General features: G+C 37.5%; 19 protein-coding genes. 11 read left to right on the forward strand and 8 right to left on the reverse strand.

Annotated features, from left to right (window positions below; all coding sequences use genetic code 11):
* Positions 1-12 precede the first annotated feature (12 nt).
* From IPK31_13155 to IPK31_13170, 4 genes are read right to left on the reverse strand one after another with little or no spacing between them, the layout of a single operon-like run.
* Positions 13-639: a TerB family tellurite resistance protein gene (locus IPK31_13155; protein ID MBK8088799.1), complete on the reverse strand. Its 627-nt coding sequence runs from the start codon at positions 637-639 to the stop codon at positions 13-15.
* Positions 636-866: a hypothetical protein gene (locus IPK31_13160; GenBank protein MBK8088800.1), complete on the reverse strand. Its 231-nt coding sequence runs from the start codon at positions 864-866 to the stop codon at positions 636-638. The genes IPK31_13155 and IPK31_13160 overlap by 4 nt, the downstream gene beginning before the upstream one ends.
* Positions 866-1132: a hypothetical protein gene (locus tag IPK31_13165; GenBank protein MBK8088801.1), complete on the reverse strand. Its 267-nt coding sequence runs from the start codon at positions 1130-1132 to the stop codon at positions 866-868. Before IPK31_13165 ends, IPK31_13160 begins: the two co-directional genes overlap by 1 nt.
* Positions 1113-1280 (reverse strand): hypothetical protein, encoded by a 168-nt coding sequence (locus IPK31_13170; protein MBK8088802.1) that lies wholly within the window; start codon positions 1278-1280, stop codon positions 1113-1115. The genes IPK31_13165 and IPK31_13170 overlap by 20 nt, the downstream gene beginning before the upstream one ends.
* A gap of 383 nt (positions 1281-1663) precedes the next feature.
* On the opposite strand from IPK31_13170, the gene IPK31_13175 reads away from it, so the two are divergent.
* The 9 genes from IPK31_13175 (at position 1664) to IPK31_13215 (ending at position 9235) form a co-directional block, all read left to right on the forward strand.
* Positions 1664-2563 carry an AraC family transcriptional regulator gene (locus tag IPK31_13175; GenBank protein ID MBK8088803.1) on the forward strand — a complete coding sequence of 300 codons (900 nt, stop codon included), beginning with the start codon at positions 1664-1666 and terminating at the stop codon, positions 2561-2563.
* A 98-nt stretch (positions 2564-2661) separates the two neighbouring features.
* Positions 2662-3291 (forward strand): SDR family oxidoreductase, encoded by a 630-nt coding sequence (locus IPK31_13180; protein MBK8088804.1) that lies wholly within the window; start codon positions 2662-2664, stop codon positions 3289-3291.
* Positions 3292-3306: 15 nt separating this feature from the next.
* Positions 3307-4320: an aldo/keto reductase gene (locus IPK31_13185; GenBank protein ID MBK8088805.1), complete on the forward strand. Its 1014-nt coding sequence runs from the start codon at positions 3307-3309 to the stop codon at positions 4318-4320.
* Between the two features lie 22 nt (positions 4321-4342).
* On the forward strand, positions 4343-5038 hold the full coding sequence (locus tag IPK31_13190) for an NAD(P)-binding domain-containing protein (GenBank protein ID MBK8088806.1): 696 nt from the start codon (positions 4343-4345) through the stop codon (positions 5036-5038).
* A 152-nt stretch (positions 5039-5190) separates the two neighbouring features.
* Positions 5191-5667 (forward strand): hypothetical protein, encoded by a 477-nt coding sequence (locus IPK31_13195; GenBank protein MBK8088807.1) that lies wholly within the window; start codon positions 5191-5193, stop codon positions 5665-5667.
* A gap of 100 nt (positions 5668-5767) precedes the next feature.
* Positions 5768-6781, forward strand: coding sequence for an alpha/beta hydrolase (locus tag IPK31_13200; protein ID MBK8088808.1), 1014 nt, complete (start codon positions 5768-5770; stop codon positions 6779-6781).
* A 40-nt stretch (positions 6782-6821) separates the two neighbouring features.
* Positions 6822-7766: an NADP-dependent oxidoreductase gene (locus IPK31_13205; GenBank protein ID MBK8088809.1), complete on the forward strand. Its 945-nt coding sequence runs from the start codon at positions 6822-6824 to the stop codon at positions 7764-7766.
* Between the two features lie 21 nt (positions 7767-7787).
* Entirely contained in the window at positions 7788-8483 is a 696-nt protein-coding gene (locus IPK31_13210) for an SDR family NAD(P)-dependent oxidoreductase (protein ID MBK8088810.1), read from the forward strand.
* Positions 8477-9235 carry an SDR family NAD(P)-dependent oxidoreductase gene (locus IPK31_13215; protein ID MBK8088811.1) on the forward strand — a complete coding sequence of 253 codons (759 nt, stop codon included), beginning with the start codon at positions 8477-8479 and terminating at the stop codon, positions 9233-9235. The genes IPK31_13210 and IPK31_13215 overlap by 7 nt, the downstream gene beginning before the upstream one ends.
* A gap of 275 nt (positions 9236-9510) precedes the next feature.
* Here the strand turns inward: IPK31_13215 and IPK31_13220 are convergent, their stop codons facing one another.
* The 4 genes from IPK31_13220 to IPK31_13235 are packed head-to-tail and all read right to left on the reverse strand — an operon-like array spanning position 9511 to position 13347.
* Positions 9511-10191, reverse strand: a complete 681-nt coding sequence (locus tag IPK31_13220) for a conjugal transfer protein TraI (protein ID MBK8088812.1) — start codon at positions 10189-10191, stop codon at positions 9511-9513.
* Between the two features lie 6 nt (positions 10192-10197).
* Complete coding sequence (locus IPK31_13225; GenBank protein MBK8088813.1) at positions 10198-10578, reverse strand: hypothetical protein; 381 nt, start codon at positions 10576-10578, stop codon at positions 10198-10200.
* Between the two features lie 4 nt (positions 10579-10582).
* Positions 10583-13027, reverse strand: coding sequence for a TraG family conjugative transposon ATPase (gene traG / locus IPK31_13230; GenBank protein ID MBK8088814.1), 2445 nt, complete (start codon positions 13025-13027; stop codon positions 10583-10585).
* On the reverse strand, positions 13024-13347 hold the full coding sequence (locus IPK31_13235; protein MBK8088815.1) for a DUF4133 domain-containing protein: 324 nt from the start codon (positions 13345-13347) through the stop codon (positions 13024-13026). Before IPK31_13235 ends, traG begins: the two co-directional genes overlap by 4 nt.
* Positions 13348-13550: 203 nt before the next feature.
* On the opposite strand from IPK31_13235, the gene IPK31_13240 reads away from it, so the two are divergent.
* Both IPK31_13240 and IPK31_13245 read left to right on the forward strand, forming a co-directional pair.
* Positions 13551-14417, forward strand: coding sequence for an ABC transporter ATP-binding protein (locus IPK31_13240; GenBank protein MBK8088816.1), 867 nt, complete (start codon positions 13551-13553; stop codon positions 14415-14417).
* Positions 14414-15148, forward strand: coding sequence for an ABC transporter permease (locus IPK31_13245; GenBank protein MBK8088817.1), 735 nt, complete (start codon positions 14414-14416; stop codon positions 15146-15148). The genes IPK31_13240 and IPK31_13245 overlap by 4 nt, the downstream gene beginning before the upstream one ends.
* Positions 15149-15247: the final 99 nt, after the last annotated feature.

Here is a 15247-nt window from a genome sequence, read left to right on the forward strand (position 1 = left end):
CTCACTATTTAATTATTGCTTAATACCGTTTATGATTCGGGACATCTTTATTTCTGCCTGTTCCGATTTTCGTTGCAGGGAAAGTATGGCGGTATTGTTATTAAACTCGTTTAAAAAAGAATACTGGTCAACTACGTTTGTGTAAATCCTATCAATGGCCTGCAGCCGTTCATCATCACTCATTCTTAGTTTACCAGATGTGATAACCATTGCCAATTCTTCCAGGCTTTTCAATGTTTCATTAAACAGGTTTGTATAAACTTTGCCGAGATAATCAATTTCTGTCAAGGTAAATTGTTTATCATCACGGAACTGTTGCCAGGCTGCTTTATATTCCTTTAAAATTCTGACCTGGTAATTAAAAATATCGGTAATTCGTTTATACTTTTTTACAGCGGGGCTTACTTCCATCAATCCGTCTAAAAATGTTTTATGCAGGGTAAAGTTTCCCTGCGATAAATCTTTAACTGCTGTATAACCTTTGAAGATTATGGTATAAGCATCCTTCATGTTCTTCAATATCTTTTTGAACTGTGCCAGTTTTTCAACATTCAGTAAAAGTTGTTGGGCCTCGTCACTCTGGGCATTGCTCCTAATAAAGCAAATGCAAAGAGATATAGCAATAATTACTTTTTTCATTTTATGCCATTTATAAGTTTAGACCTGTTGATTTCTATTTGCTCCGTTAACCGCTGCAAAGCCAGCAGGCTGATATCTTCACTCATTACATTGCAGAAGGTGAATTTGTCCTGCATATCGAGGTACAGCTTATCAATTTTACCGAGACGCTCATCATCGGTCATCTGTAATTTATCAGGGGTAATAATTTCTATGAGTTCAGTAATGGATTGGATGCAATCATCCATCAGTGCATCCAATACCTTTTACAATATTCAATTTCCTCAGCAGAAAATTGATTGGCTTCCCGGACGGATTGCAATGTTTGCCTGGCAAGTTTAATGATGCGTACCTGGTAGGAAATAATATCAGCCACTTTAGCATAGCGGCTTATTTTGGGGTTGATTGTTTTGAGGGAACTAAAAAACGTATTGTGCAGGTTCAGGTCGCCTTTCTTTATATCCCGGATGGTATTGATACCACCACTTACAATATTATACCCTTTTTTTGGCATAGCCAATATACACCTGAAGGGCAGCTATTTGCTGCAACAGGTATTTCTTTTGGGTAGATTTTTGATTGACCCATTCGTTGAGGGTTTGGGCATTTGCTGCATTAAATAAAAAAGTTGCAATAACAGGAAGCAAGATTATTTTTTTCATACACTCCAATTTTCACTCTTCACAATGAGTTTTGTTATAACAAAACCCTTTCCGGATTTTGTAAATTGGGGGTATGGGAAGTAGGACTATCTATGCTCCAACTTTCGTAAATACAACTTACCTTAGCTTATTGTCAAATGTTTCTATTTAAACATTCGCAAATACAATAGTTACCTGTAAGCGTAAAACCTGACACAGCAACACGACAATGACACGGAAGATAATGATATATTACAGACAATTTGACCTTGACTTTCGGCTGACTTTTTGCCGACCCGACAAGCTAACACTTCTGTATTTTTTATTTTTTCCACCACACATTTTTTAAATTCAATTTTATGTCTGCCCACATTTGGCACATTTGCTTTTAACTTTTGGAGACAATGAAACACACCATTCCATATTACAAAGAAATAAATGACTTTCTGCAATCAATTCCCTCTGATTACAGAACTTCAAATCCGCATTTTTACTGTTTGAGGTTAAAAGAAAATGAAATCGCAATTAATAATTATAAAGCACCTTTCAGAAAAGATTTTTATTTCATCGGACTTATTACCAATGCAGGAAAAACAAAAATCACTTACGACAATACCAATGTAACTAAACTCAATTCGTTTTTGGTTTTTCAATCACCAGGATTATTGTATAGTTTTCTCCGAGACAATTCAGCAAGCGGTTATTTGATTTACTTTAAAAAGGAGTGCCTGTCTTTTTTCAAGCCCGACTTTGAAAAGGAATTTCCATTCTTTAACATTCTTCACACAAACTTTTTTAAACTTAACGAAGTAAAATTTCAGGGATTTGCCCCCCACTTTGAAGATGTGTTTTCAGCTTATGAAAACACAACTGACAATCAACATAAAGTGGCAGCCATTAAATTTCTTGCTCTACTTTATCAGTTGAAAGAATTTACAAATGCTTTCAAACAATGGGAAGAAGGATTTACAACACCGCAGCAAATTCTATTGCAAAAATTTGTTCAATTGGTAAACAACTTTTACATAGAGAAAAGAACAATTGAGGATTATGCTGCCCTATTAAATGTAACAGCAAACCATCTTTCTCAATCTGTTAAATCTGCATCTGACAAAAACGCATTGAGTTTTATCAACGACAGGTTATTATCAGAAGCTAAATCAATAATTCAGTTTACCGATTTCGACATTGCCGAAATAGCTTACCAACTTAATTTTTCAGACCCAGCCAATTTTGGAAAATTCTTCAAGAAGCACACCGACCAGACACCGCTTGAATTCAGGAAGCAGTCAACAAAAAAATAATCTACCATTACAACAAAGTTATTGACCATTCCCAATAAGCTAATGCGTTCTACTTTTGTATCGTTAAATTAAATAACGAACTATTTAAAAGTAGAAAAATGAAATTAGCAATATTCGGAGCAAGCGGACCAACAGGCAAATTAGTTGTTCAGCAAGCATTAGAACAAGGACATAAAGTAACCGCCTTTGTGCGTAGTCCTGAAAAGGTTACTCAATCGCATCTTGATTTAACGGTAATAAAAGCAGATGCTTTAAGTCCATCAACTTTTGAAAATCATTTAAAAGGGCACGATGTTGTTTTATCTGCATTAGGTATCGGTCAAAGTTTTAAAGACACAGCGCTTTATTCAGAAAGCGGAAAAAACATTATTGAAGCAATGCGTAAAAGTGGTGTAAATAAATTTATCTGCCTTACATCAGGTGGCGTAGAAGACGATGACCCCTCGTTTGAATTTATTTATAAACTCATTTTCAAACGGTTGTTGCGTAAGCCCTACAACAATATGAAAAAGTTGGAAAGTTATCTTCAATCAGTTAATGACATTGACTGGATTATTGTTCGCCCTTCTCGCTTAGTTGACACTCCATTAACAGGAGTTTATAGAGTATCTGCAAGGTATGCACCAAAAGGTGGCTCAAAAATTTCAAGAGCCGACCTTGCACAATTTATGCTGAAACAACTGAACTCAAATGAATGGTTGAGAAAAACACCCACACTTACTTATTAATAAAAGCGAGATAAAATGAAATACAAAATATTTGGAAGAAGTGGTTTAAGAGTTTCTGAAATGGCACTTGGAACAATGACTTTCGGAACTGAATGGGGATGGGGTGCTGATAAAGATGAAAGCAAAAAAAGTTTTGATGCTTATTCAAATGCCGGAGGTAATTTCATTGATACTGCCAATCGTTATACAGAAGGAACAAGTGAAATATTTGTTGGCGAATTTATTCAGAGCGATCGGGACCATTTTGTGTTAGCTACAAAATATACATTGTATGACAAACCGAATGATGTAAACTATTCCGGCAATCATCGTAAAAATATGATGCGGTCGGTTGAGGCAAGTTTAAAGCGTCTCTGTACCGAATATATTGATTTGTTATGGTTACACGCTTGGGATTTTTTAACTCCAACTGAAGAAGTTCTGCGAGGTTTAGACGATTTAGTCCGTTCAGGAAAAGTGCATTACATCGGTATTTCAGACACCCCGGCTTGGATAGTTTCAAGAGCCAATGCCATTGCCGAGTTAAGAAGTTGGACACAATTTACAGGGCTTCAAGTTGAATACAGTTTATTACAACGCACAGCTGAAAGAGATTTGTTGCCAATGGCTAAAGAACTGCAAATTGCAATGACGCCTTGGGCACCATTGGCAGGCGGAACACTTACAGGTAAATATTTAAAAGGAGAAAAAGGAAGGGTTTCAGAAAATAGTGCAAGGAGGAATGAAGAGAAAACACTAATCGTAGAAGCTCTTGTTGATGTTGCAAAAACTTTAGAAGTAACTCCTGCACAACTTGCTATAAGGTGGACGATGCAAAAAGAACAAACCTCCATACCTATTGTTGGTGCAAATAAAGCCCTGCAAATAGAGGAAAGTTTAGGCAGTGTAAATTTTTCTATTCCTGATGAACAAATGAATATATTGAATGAGGTTAGTAAAATAGAAATGGGTTTTCCTCACGATTTTCTTGCTGGAGAAGATGTGAAGAATGTAGTTTACGGAGGAACGAAACAATTAATAATCAAATAAAGAATTAACAAAAAGAAAAACAATGAAAAAAATCGCAATTATCGGAACAGGAACCGTTGGTCAAACCCTCGCTTCCAAACTCGTTACACTTGGTTATGATGTAATGATGGGCACACGAAATGTGTCAGAAAAATTGGCAAGCACAGCAAAAGACGGCTATGGAAATCCTCCATTCAGCGAATGGTATGCTCAAAATAAAAATGTCAAATTAGGAACATTCGCAGAAGCAGCAGCTTTTGGTGAAATTGTTTTAAACGCTTCGCAAGGTGCAAACTCTATTAACGCTTTAAAATTGGCAGAGGCAAAAAATCTGAATGGGAAAATTATTATGGATGTTGCCAATCCTTTAGATTTCAGCAAAGGAATGCCCCCTTGTTTAGTTCCTGAACTATCCAACACAAATTCGTTGGGCGAAGAAATTCAAAAAACATTCCCCGATGCTAAAGTGGTAAAAACATTAAACACAATGTGGTGTGGACTAATGGTAAATCCTACTATGATAGGCGGTGGAAACCATACAAGTTTTATCTGCGGAAATGATGCTGATGCCAAAACAAAAGTAAAATCCTTGATGAACGAATTTGGCTGGAAGAATGAAAATATCCTTGACTTGGGAGACATCAGTTCGGCAAGAGGAACTGAAGCTGTATTGCCTGTTTGGTTAAGAATTTGGGGAGCTACGCAAAACGGAGCTTTCAATTTCAAAATTGTAAGCTAAATGTATTTCCTGTTGTGCGATTATGAAAAACTCTAATTGCACAACAGGTTATTATTCAAAATTTAAATTAGGACTTACGCAAAAACAATTTTAGGATTATTTAATTGTTTAATTGAGCATCATCAAATATTTTAAACATAAAAAACAAAAGAATGAATACTCAACCAGCAACCAATAATTTAGTTTTTATTATTTTCATAGGCTTTAGTCTTTATAATTTGGGATATATACTTAACAGCCAATTGCAACACTTTGCATTGTACTCACATCTTAATCCCAATGGCTTTGCTGATTATATGACACAGAATAATAAGTTTGCAGTTCTGCCTGCAGTAGTGCCTGGATTTACTAATTTACTTTTGAGTTTAATACTCATTTGGTTAAAACCTGCTTATCTGCCTGATTGGAATGTTTATCTGTTTATTGCGTTGAATGTTATTGTAACAGTATCTACATTCATTTGGCAAAGAAGTTTGCACGTTGAATTAGCAGAAACAGGATTTGATGCTGCAAAAATTCAATTATTACTTCGTACAAATTGGATTAGAACTATAGCTTATGCAATACAGGGTATTACAGTTTTAATACTTTTAAAAAATTTATTACAACAAATCAACAGTGCAAAATAAATTACAGCAATTAAAAATAATAATTGGCGCTTTCAATTTCAATATGGGGAGTTATAATAAACATAGAGAAAAAAGATTATCCAATTATAAAATAAAAAACATGAAACCTAAAACATTGTTCAGCCTTAGTATGCTATTGACAATTCTTTCTGTCAATACTGTTTCCGCACAGGAATTTCAGCCTGGCAAAAACAAGATTACTTTTAAAAGCGGGGGCTTAGCATTGGCAGGTCATTTGTATCTGCCATCAGGCTTTGATAAAAACAAAAAATATCCGGCTGTTATTTTTGATGGCCCACAAACCGGGTTAAAAGACCAGGTTGCCGGCTTATACGCTCAAAAAATTGCGGAAGCAGGCTATATAACACTGGCTTACGACCATCGCTTTTATGGCGAAAGCGAGGGCATGCCCCGCCAGTTTGAAGCTCCTTCTAAAAAAGTGGAAGACAATAATAGTGCAATGGATTATATCACTTCGCTGGCCTTTGTTGATAAAGATAAAGTTGGCGGCATTGGTATTTGTGCGGGAGGAGGCCTGATGGCCAAAACAGTTGCTGAAAATAATCGGTATAAAATTTTTATTGGTATAGCGGCCTACTATAATGATTCAACAAAGTATAAGAATTGGTTTGGCGGAGCAGATGGATTGAAGAAAATGATTGCTAATGCCGCAACGGCCAGAAAAAAGTTTGAAACTACCGGTGAGGTGGACTATATGCCTGCCGTATGGAGCGATGCTAATGAACGGAAAGCAGCTATGAGTGCAATGGAAGCAACTAATGAACCTTTTGCCTATTACGGAACCAAAAGAGGTTACTCTCCTTACTATATTAATCGCATGGCAGTCCAAAGTTACGAAGACATGTTGCAGTTTGATGTTATAGCAAGTACTCCGCTAATTATTGCCCCCTCATTGATAATACATGGTAAAACAGATTTGTATTGCAGTCCTTCGGGAGCAGAAAAGTTTTACGAAAAGCTTACAACTACTAAGGATTTTTTCTGGATTGAAACAACCAATCATATTGATTTATATGACCAGGAGCAATATGTAAGCCAGGCCATAAATAAAGCTGTAAGCTGGATGAATAAATATTTGCCGTTAAATAACTGAACAAGCAACTTACATTATTAGAAACAAAAAAACTATTCTAATGAAAGCAATGCTCATCAATAAATATGGTAACCCTGATGTGTTTTATTTTGGGGAGATAGTGAAACCGAAAATAAAAGAGGATGAAATACTTGTAAAAGTTTTCGGTTCAAGTGTGAATCCGGTAGATACAGGCCTCAGGAAAGGCTTACTTAAAAGTTTTGTGAGGTTGAAACTGCCTGTTGTTTTGGGCGTGGATGTAAGTGGCAAAGTAGTTGAAGTTGGAAAAGGAGTAACCAAATTTAAAGCAGGCGACAAGGCTTATGCTTACCTGGGGATAAATAAAAATGGAGGATATGGAGAGTTTATATCAATGCCTGAATCGTTTGCTGCACTAATCCCTGATAATTTGAATATCACAGAAGCTGGAACTGTACCGGGTGTCGGAATGACAGCGTATGAGGCATTTACCATTCATGCCCCCGTTAAACCGGGAATGAAAGTGCTGATAAACGGAGCAACGGGAGGAGTTGGCACTTATGCTATTCAAATTGCCAAATATTTTGGTGCAGAAGTTACAGCAGTCTGCAGCGCAGGTAAGGTTGAACTCGCTAAGCAATTAGGGGCAGATATAATTATTGATTACGGGAAAACAGATATTCTGCAAACTAAGGTGCGTTATGATGTAGTATTGAACTGTGTAAGGGGAATTGGATTTAAAAAATTCTTAAAGCTGCTAAAACCCCGGGGCAAATCTGTTGTCATCGCAGGTAATCCGGTCGAAATTCCGCTTATGAAATTTTTCAATCTCTTTTCCTCACGTAAATCAATATTCTTTTTTGTAAAAACTGATGGGCAAATTTTAGAAGGGTTAAGTGACCTCATAGAGTCAGGGGAGGTAAAACCCGTAATTGAGAAAATTTATCCCTGGAAAGAGCTTTCACAGGCACATCGCCATGTAGAAACAGGAAAAATTGCAGGAAAAATAGGAATCGAAATAAAGTAAATAAGCAAAAATACAAATAGGATGAGCAAAGTAATTCTTATCACTGGTTCAAACAAAGGCATCGGCTTTGAAATCGCCAGAGAGTGTGGCAAAGCAGGTTTCCATGTAATAATTTCGGGGCGCAATGAAGAACGATTGAATACTGCACTCGAAAGACTTCTGAAAGAAAATATAAATGCAGATTCATTGCTTATGGATGTCAGCAGCCGGGAAAGCATAGAAAAAGCGGCAAAACAATTTTCTTCAAAAAATCTGAAAATTGATGTGTTGGTCAATAACGCAGGTATTATTGTAAAGGGCGATAACCGCTTATTGCAAAATGACAAGAACCTCTTAGAACAAACCATCATTACAAACAGTTATGGTCCGCTGTATGTAACAAAATCATTTCTTCCATTTATATATTCCCCCGGCAGAATAATAATGGTTTCCAGCACAGGCGGAGCATTAAGCCGGGATGTGATGGAATGGTCACCTGCTTACTGTGTTTCAAAAACGCTGCTGAATGCAATAACCCTACAACTTGCTTACGAACTTCGGGATAAAAATATTTCGGTAAATGCTGTTTGTCCCGGATGGGTTCGCACCGATATGGGCGGAGCAACCGCACCACGAAGTGTAGAGAAAGGCGCAGAAACTCCGGTGTGGCTGGCAACCGAAGCAGCACAAAAACTAACAGGAAACTTTTTATACGATAAAACTGAAATATCATGGTAAATAAAACAGCATTAATCACAGGCGCAAGTGAAGGATTGGGTAGAGAGTTTGCAAAGCAGTTGGTGACCAATGGTTACAATATAACTGCCGTTGCCCGAAATGAAAACAAATTGAAACAGTTGGTGAATGAAATAGGAAATAATCATTCCTATATTGTAGCAGACCTGACAACTGTTGAAGGTCAAGACAAAATTGTTCAGACAATTTTAGAACAGCATTTTGATTTACTGATAAACAATGCAGGAATAGGCGCTGTGGGGAAATTCACAGAACTCCCTCTTGAAAAATATGAGGAGGTATTAACCTTAAATATTCAAACAGTTGTAAAACTTTCTTATGCATATTTAAAAACTGCCAAAGCAGGCGATGCCTTAATAAATGTTTCTTCATCGCTTGCTTTTATGCCAATGCCTGCCGTTGGACTTTATGCAGTCACCAAAGCATTCGTTACTTCTTTTTCGGAATCGCTATGGTATGAGCAAAAATCCCGTGGCGTTTATGTAATGGGGCTTTGCCCTGGAATTATTTCAACCAACTTTAATACTAATGCAGGTGGCGGAGTAAACAAGGCACCTAAAATGATGACACAAACACCGGAACAGGTTGTAAGCATCGCATTAAAGGCACTGGAATCCCGAAAAAAACCAACAGTCCTTTCTGTTTTTACAGACAGATTATTTGCGTTTTTGTTTCGGTTTTATTCACGAAAAGCAATAGTTTCTACAATGGGGAAAATGGGTAGTAAGACATAACAATTGACTTGTCCTGAAATAGGTTGACAGAAATGTCAATTTTATTTCACACAAGCTAACACACAGTCCAAAAATTGCAAAAGAACTTACAAGTTTCCAGGCCTGAAAAAATTGGATTAAAAATATTTCTTCCATATTGAAAAATAAAAAATATCCCAACCACTTTTCAGCAGACAAAATAACTTCTCGACAGCGGACGGCATACCCAACATTGACAAGGTTTAAATCGACACGGTGGACAGAACGCCAGCAGGTAACATGAACTGTGCAAATACCTACATACCAATCCCATATAATCTCTTCACATATTCAATCTCACCCTTCTCACTGGCCCTCTGCAGGCTCAGCATTTTGTTTTGAGAATTAAACTCCTTCATGTCCAGCAACTGTTGCTGCACATTGTCGGCTACACCATTAATTATTTCAAGCCGTTTGGCATCTGCCATCTGAGTAGCAAAAGCATTGACAACCATAAATAACTGGTCAATATTTTTCATGCTCTCGTCCATCATGCCTATATAGATGCTGAGCATGTATTCCAGTTCCTCAGCAGTAAAATTTTTATCCTGCCGGAACAATGCCCAGGCTCCTTTGTATTCATTTACCATTGCTACCTGCATTTCAATAATATCCTTTACCCGTTTGTAATTGGCAATGGCTGATTTTACTTTCTTCAGTTCTTCAAAATAATCTTCATAGAGTTTCTTTTGCTTCTGAACCCAATCCCTGATTTCATTCAGCTTTAGCTGACTCATTTTATTTTCCAATGTCTTTTGAGCATTCTGCAGCCAGATAGTCTTGTTCTGCAAACGCTGAATTTGTAAGTCAGCCGCTTTAATAACCTTTTTAACTGCAGCCTTGATAATATCTACAATAGGTATTTGTGCCTGCGTTTCTTTTACCGGCAGTATCATGCAGCACATCATCAAACCCGCCATTGCCAATAATCGTTTCATAAAAGTTCATTTTATTTTTTGGTATTTATTAGTGCCATCAAAAAGCACTTTTTCTTTTACATCAAATGAGTAATGGTCCAGTGTTTCGGATTCTTCCAACAGTTTGCTGTCGGTGTTGTAGATGCCGGAGGTTTCTTTCACTTTATATTCCGGCTCCTTTGCTTCGCCATCTACCTGCCTTGCAAAGAGCCATTTGTTTATAATTTTAAATTGTCTCGCTTCTTTATTCTGGATACTTATTACCAGGGTATCGTACTCTTTTCCAAATTCGTTAGTTCCTTCCCTTACATAAGTTCCCGGAATAAACCCGGCAATTTCATCTTTTGCAGAATTACAACTGCTGGCAATAGCCATTAAGAGCAAAACAAAAACTGTTACGTTTTTCATACTATTAATTTTTAGAGTGAATAATATCATCTGCCATAGCCCTGATGCCTTTTTCAATATCACCACCAAACTTTGCCGCATAGGCATTCACTCTCACTTTTTCTTTCTCCTCTGTGGTGTAAGCAAGATATTCTTCCGGTGAAACTTCAGTCCGGTACACTTTGCTTAACACGCCACCAAGGCTAATAAAAACTTCTTTGTATTTTTTTGTCGGGTCGTTTGCTTTGTTGATGCTTAATACCAACGCTTTTTCTTTCTCCGTCAATCCCAGCAATTCCTGTATCTGGTCAAACTTGTTCTGATATTTACTTTGGTCTAATAATATTTTACAATCGCTATTATTAATGATGGCTTGCTTTACCACTGGGGAAGAAATGATGTCTTCCACTTCCTGTGTTACAACTATGGCCTCACCAAAGAATTTCCTTACCGTTTTAAACAGGTACTTGATGTATTCTGCCATGCCTTCTTTTGCGATGGCTTTCCAGGCCTCTTCAATCAAAATCATTTTGCGGATGCCTTTCAGTTTTCTCATTTTGGAAATAAAAACTTCCATAATGATAATAGTTACAACTGGAAAGAGTATTGGGTGGTCTTTGATATTGTCCAGTTCAAAAACTATAAACCGCTGCTGCAATAAATCTAAGTTCTCATCCGCATTTAGCAAGTAATCAAACTCACCGCCTTTATAGTAAGGCCTCAGTACATACAAAAAATTGGAAACATCAAAATCCTTATCCTTTACATTATCCCCTTTTAGTTTTTCTACAAAGTCTTCTTTTAAAAATTCAAAAAAGGAATTGAAACAGGGGAAAATATTTTTATGCTTCTCCACTTTTTCAAAATACAATTGCAGGGCATTTGACAAAGCCACATATTCGCTGCGGTTAAAGGTTTCATTGTCTTTTTTCCATAAAGCCAGCAAAAGGGTTTTAATGCTTTCCTTTTTTTCTGTATCCAACACATCGCCTTCCCCAATATAAAACGGGTTGAACTTAATTGGTTTAGTTTCGCTGTATGTGAAATAGTAACCTTTCACCATATCGCAGAGGCCTTTGTAACTATGACCCACATCTACCAGCACAATATGTGTGCCTTTTTCATAGTAGCTCCTTACCATGTGGTTGGTAAAGAAGGATTTTCCGCTGCCGGAAGGCCCCAAAATGAATTTATTTCTATTGGTACAAATGCCTTTATCCATCGGCTCATCCGAAATATCCACATGCACCGGCTTCCCACTAAGCCTGTCGCCAAGCCGTATGCCGATTGGACTTATAGAAGACCGGTAATTTGTTTCCAAATTAAAAAAGCAACAAGCCTGTGGTGAGAAAGTGTCAAACGTATCGTTCATAGGAAAGTCGGCAGCATTGCCGGGTATGCCTGCCCACCATATTTGAGCAGCGCCTTCCGTTTCTAATTTTGGTGTAGCGTCCATTTGGGTAAGTGCAGATGAACAGAGATTACGGATATTTTTCAATTCATCTTTGTTGTCCGTCCAGGCTAGTAAATTAAAATGTGCCTTAACCGGCAAACGCTGCTCACTGATAGCTTCATTCAGGAATGCATCGGTTGACTCCTTTGAAATAAAGTTTTCCCGGCTGTATGCAGACAGCGATTGCAGCCGCAGTCTTTTACTCTCCAATTTCTGTATTGTTTTCTGCACATCTTCAATAAACACATATTGGCTGTAGATATGATTGCAGCTAAGCAATTGACCAATGGGTGATGCAAAGCCCACACTGAACTTTGTTTTATCGGTAGAATATTTATCATAGTTAATCCGGGAGCCACACAGCGCCGGAACAAATTCTGCGTCCGCCATTGTATAAAGCTGGCAATGATTTTCTCCAATCTTCCAGTTGTCTTTAAACTCAATATCTCTTATTGATGTATCGCTGGATTGCAGGTTCAGGTATTGAACAAGTAATTTAAACAACGCTGCATCATCTAATTTTGTAAAGGAAATAAAACTGCTGTCAGAGAGTATCTTTTCAAACTGCCCTACATGGTTCATGAAGTCATGAAAATGTTTTGGCTGAAGCGTTTCTTCCGGCACAATTGATTTACGCAACAGGCCGGAGAAAACAGAAGAAGATTGTTTCCGGTTAGCAGGTTTCTTTGTAAGCATGATGTAACAGCTATGGTCTAAGTATGGCCGTTCATTAAAGAATCGTTCGCTGCTGCGGCTGAGAAAGCTATTGTCATCATTTTGGAAACCTGCTTTGTATTTTACCTCAGTAAACCAATCTTGCTTATACAATACACTATTAACCGGCAATACCTTTATCGCTTTTATCCAGGCATGATGGAAGGCCTCATAATCATCATTACTCATCGTAAAAAGCTCTGGCAGTTCCACTTTAAAGGCAACGGTAACATCTCCCATTTTAGAGAGAATGGCATCATGCTCCATGCCATAAACAGGCAGTATATCAAACAGGTTCTTCATTTCAATAAAATCTTTTTCAGTTTCACAATAGAGTAACTCTTGATGACTCTCGGTACAGCCTTCCGGGCAATCTTTTTCATCAACCCATACTGACCATAAGTGCGGCTCATTTTATATACATACATAAACAATGCAGTGCCTGCGGAGAAAATAATGATTAAGCAAATGAAAATATTGATACCTGCGATATAGAGTATTGCAAAGATTATCATGAGTATTACCAACCCACCGCCCAGGTACCAGATGTATTGTGCTTTTAAGCCTTTAAACTCAATGGGCTTATTGATGCCTTTATTGATTTGATAGACGGAGCTGGACATTAGCCATGTAGCAGCAAATAGTTTTCCAGATAGAGAGAGTTGGGGGTAAGAGGGGTAGGAAGAACAACCATTTAACTTTCGAAAATACAGCTTAAATTAGCGTATTGCCGAAAGGTTTGTTGACAAAGATTCGGCAATGCAATTGTTGTCGGATATGCTGTGAGACCCTACGATTCTAAATAACATTTAAAGAAAAGACACACATGACAAATGCTGTAGAAATTGACAGCCTATCTAAAGATTACGGCAAAATCCGAGCATTAGATAATATTGTACTCAATGTTTCCGAAGGTTCTATTTATGGCTTGGTTGGGCCAAACGGTTCAGGCAAGACTACTCTGATAAAAATACTCGTTGGAACTTTGAAACCAACTAAGGGGCAAGTAAGGGTATTGGGATTAGACCCATTGCAAAACAAGTGGGAACTACGCAGACAAATCGGTTATATGCCACAGACGCCTGCATTGTACGATGACCTCTCTGCAAAAAAGAATATCATGTTTTTTGGAGAAGCACAAAAAGTTAGCGATTTAGAAAAAAAGACAGACAACATTTTAGCTTTTGCTGAGTTGACAAACAGGGCGAATGACCTTGTAAGGACTTTTTCTGGAGGAATGAAAAAAAGAGTTTCGCTATGTTGTGCACTTATTCATCAACCAAAAATTGTTTTTTTGGATGAACCAACGGCTGCTATTGACCCACATTTAAAAATCCAGTCATGGAACCTGTTTCGCAAGCTTGCTAAATCAGGAGTGACTTTATTTATCAGTACTCACTTAATGGACGAAGCCTTATTATGCGATAGAGTTACTATCCTCGGAAACGGTCAAATTATTGCACTTGACACACCTCAGAAAATATTGGAAAGAGGCAAAACAGTGTATAAATTTTCTGAAAATGGGAAAATGAAGCAAGGTGTTATAGACTCAACTCCCGAAAGTCTTGCGAAAGAATTACAAAAATTGGGATTAAATCAAAATATTACATCCATCTCTTTTCATCCTTCTAACATTGAAAGTATCGTTCTGGATATTATTAAGGTAAAAGAAGAATCAGAAACAAAGCAATGAAGACATTCATTATCGCCAAGCGTATAGTAAAGCAATTGCAGGGAGATAAAAAATACCTGGCACTTTCCATTATTGCCCCACTCATTATCATATATTTTCTAAAACTTCTCTTTAATGCTTTTCCGCCAAACGTACCGATAACAAACTTTACTATCCCCATCGGTGCTTTAATTGTCCATTTTTTGAGCTTTCTTTTGTGTGCCATACTTCTTGTGCAGGAAAGAACAAGAGGGACATTAGAGAGAATGCTCATCAGCGGATACAGGCGAACATCAATTATCGGGGGTTATACACTGGGGTATATAGGGCTTGCAACAATTCAGGCAGCGGCGGTACTTTTTGAATCACTTTGGCTTTTTAATTTAGATTACAGCGGACAGACGATTCTCCTTTTGTTCATTGTTATTTGGCTGCTTGCGGTTGTATCGGTAATGCTTGGAATCTTTGTATCTACATTTGCACAAAACGAAGGACATGTTTTCCCTTTTATTCCCCTTATCATTCTCCCTTCCTTTTTTCTGACAGGACTAATTATTGACACAAACACTCTACCGGGGTGGGCTGCATTTATCGGAAAATGCCTTCCCTTGCATTATGCAGTTAATATAATTCATGAAATCATAAAACCGGAATATTCATTGCATAATACGTATTTGGATTTTGCAATTCTAATCGGCTATATTTTCCTATTATGGATTCTTGCTTCACTAACACTAAAAGAAACGGAGTGATATGTGCAAGCCATGTCTATCAGCTTCTTGGATGAAACACACCGATATTAAAGGTTTTGTGCAATTGAGGCTGCGGAAATCTGCAGGGCAGTCTGTTCT

This window comes from Chitinophagaceae bacterium, assembly GCA_016713085.1.
Taxonomy (GTDB): Bacteria; Bacteroidota; Bacteroidia; order Chitinophagales; family Chitinophagaceae; genus Lacibacter.

Excerpts from the sequence above, each read along its gene's own strand:
- IPK31_13215 (MBK8088811.1), top strand. The coding sequence starts at position 8,477 with ATGGTAAATAAAACAGCATTAATCACAGGCGCAAGTGAAGGATTGGGT.
- IPK31_13160 (MBK8088800.1), bottom strand. The coding sequence starts at position 866 with ATGGATGATTGCATCCAATCCATTACTGAACTCATAGAAATTATTACC.
- IPK31_13170 (MBK8088802.1), bottom strand. The coding sequence starts at position 1,280 with ATGAAAAAAATAATCTTGCTTCCTGTTATTGCAACTTTTTTATTTAAT.
- IPK31_13190 (MBK8088806.1), top strand. The coding sequence starts at position 4,343 with ATGAAAAAAATCGCAATTATCGGAACAGGAACCGTTGGTCAAACCCTC.
- IPK31_13195 (MBK8088807.1), top strand. The coding sequence starts at position 5,191 with ATGAATACTCAACCAGCAACCAATAATTTAGTTTTTATTATTTTCATA.
- IPK31_13225 (MBK8088813.1), bottom strand. The coding sequence starts at position 10,578 with ATGAAAAACGTAACAGTTTTTGTTTTGCTCTTAATGGCTATTGCCAGC.
- traG (MBK8088814.1), bottom strand. The coding sequence starts at position 13,027 with ATGAAGAACCTGTTTGATATACTGCCTGTTTATGGCATGGAGCATGAT.
- IPK31_13185 (MBK8088805.1), top strand. The coding sequence starts at position 3,307 with ATGAAATACAAAATATTTGGAAGAAGTGGTTTAAGAGTTTCTGAAATG.
- IPK31_13205 (MBK8088809.1), top strand. The coding sequence starts at position 6,822 with ATGAAAGCAATGCTCATCAATAAATATGGTAACCCTGATGTGTTTTAT.
- IPK31_13175 (MBK8088803.1), top strand. The coding sequence starts at position 1,664 with ATGAAACACACCATTCCATATTACAAAGAAATAAATGACTTTCTGCAA.
- IPK31_13165 (MBK8088801.1), bottom strand. The coding sequence starts at position 1,132 with ATGCCAAAAAAAGGGTATAATATTGTAAGTGGTGGTATCAATACCATC.
- IPK31_13180 (MBK8088804.1), top strand. The coding sequence starts at position 2,662 with ATGAAATTAGCAATATTCGGAGCAAGCGGACCAACAGGCAAATTAGTT.
- IPK31_13235 (MBK8088815.1), bottom strand. The coding sequence starts at position 13,347 with ATGTCCAGCTCCGTCTATCAAATCAATAAAGGCATCAATAAGCCCATT.
- IPK31_13240 (MBK8088816.1), top strand. The coding sequence starts at position 13,551 with ATGACAAATGCTGTAGAAATTGACAGCCTATCTAAAGATTACGGCAAA.
- IPK31_13220 (MBK8088812.1), bottom strand. The coding sequence starts at position 10,191 with ATGAAACGATTATTGGCAATGGCGGGTTTGATGATGTGCTGCATGATA.
- IPK31_13245 (MBK8088817.1), top strand. The coding sequence starts at position 14,414 with ATGAAGACATTCATTATCGCCAAGCGTATAGTAAAGCAATTGCAGGGA.
- IPK31_13210 (MBK8088810.1), top strand. The coding sequence starts at position 7,788 with ATGAGCAAAGTAATTCTTATCACTGGTTCAAACAAAGGCATCGGCTTT.
- IPK31_13155 (MBK8088799.1), bottom strand. The coding sequence starts at position 639 with ATGAAAAAAGTAATTATTGCTATATCTCTTTGCATTTGCTTTATTAGG.
- IPK31_13200 (MBK8088808.1), top strand. The coding sequence starts at position 5,768 with ATGAAACCTAAAACATTGTTCAGCCTTAGTATGCTATTGACAATTCTT.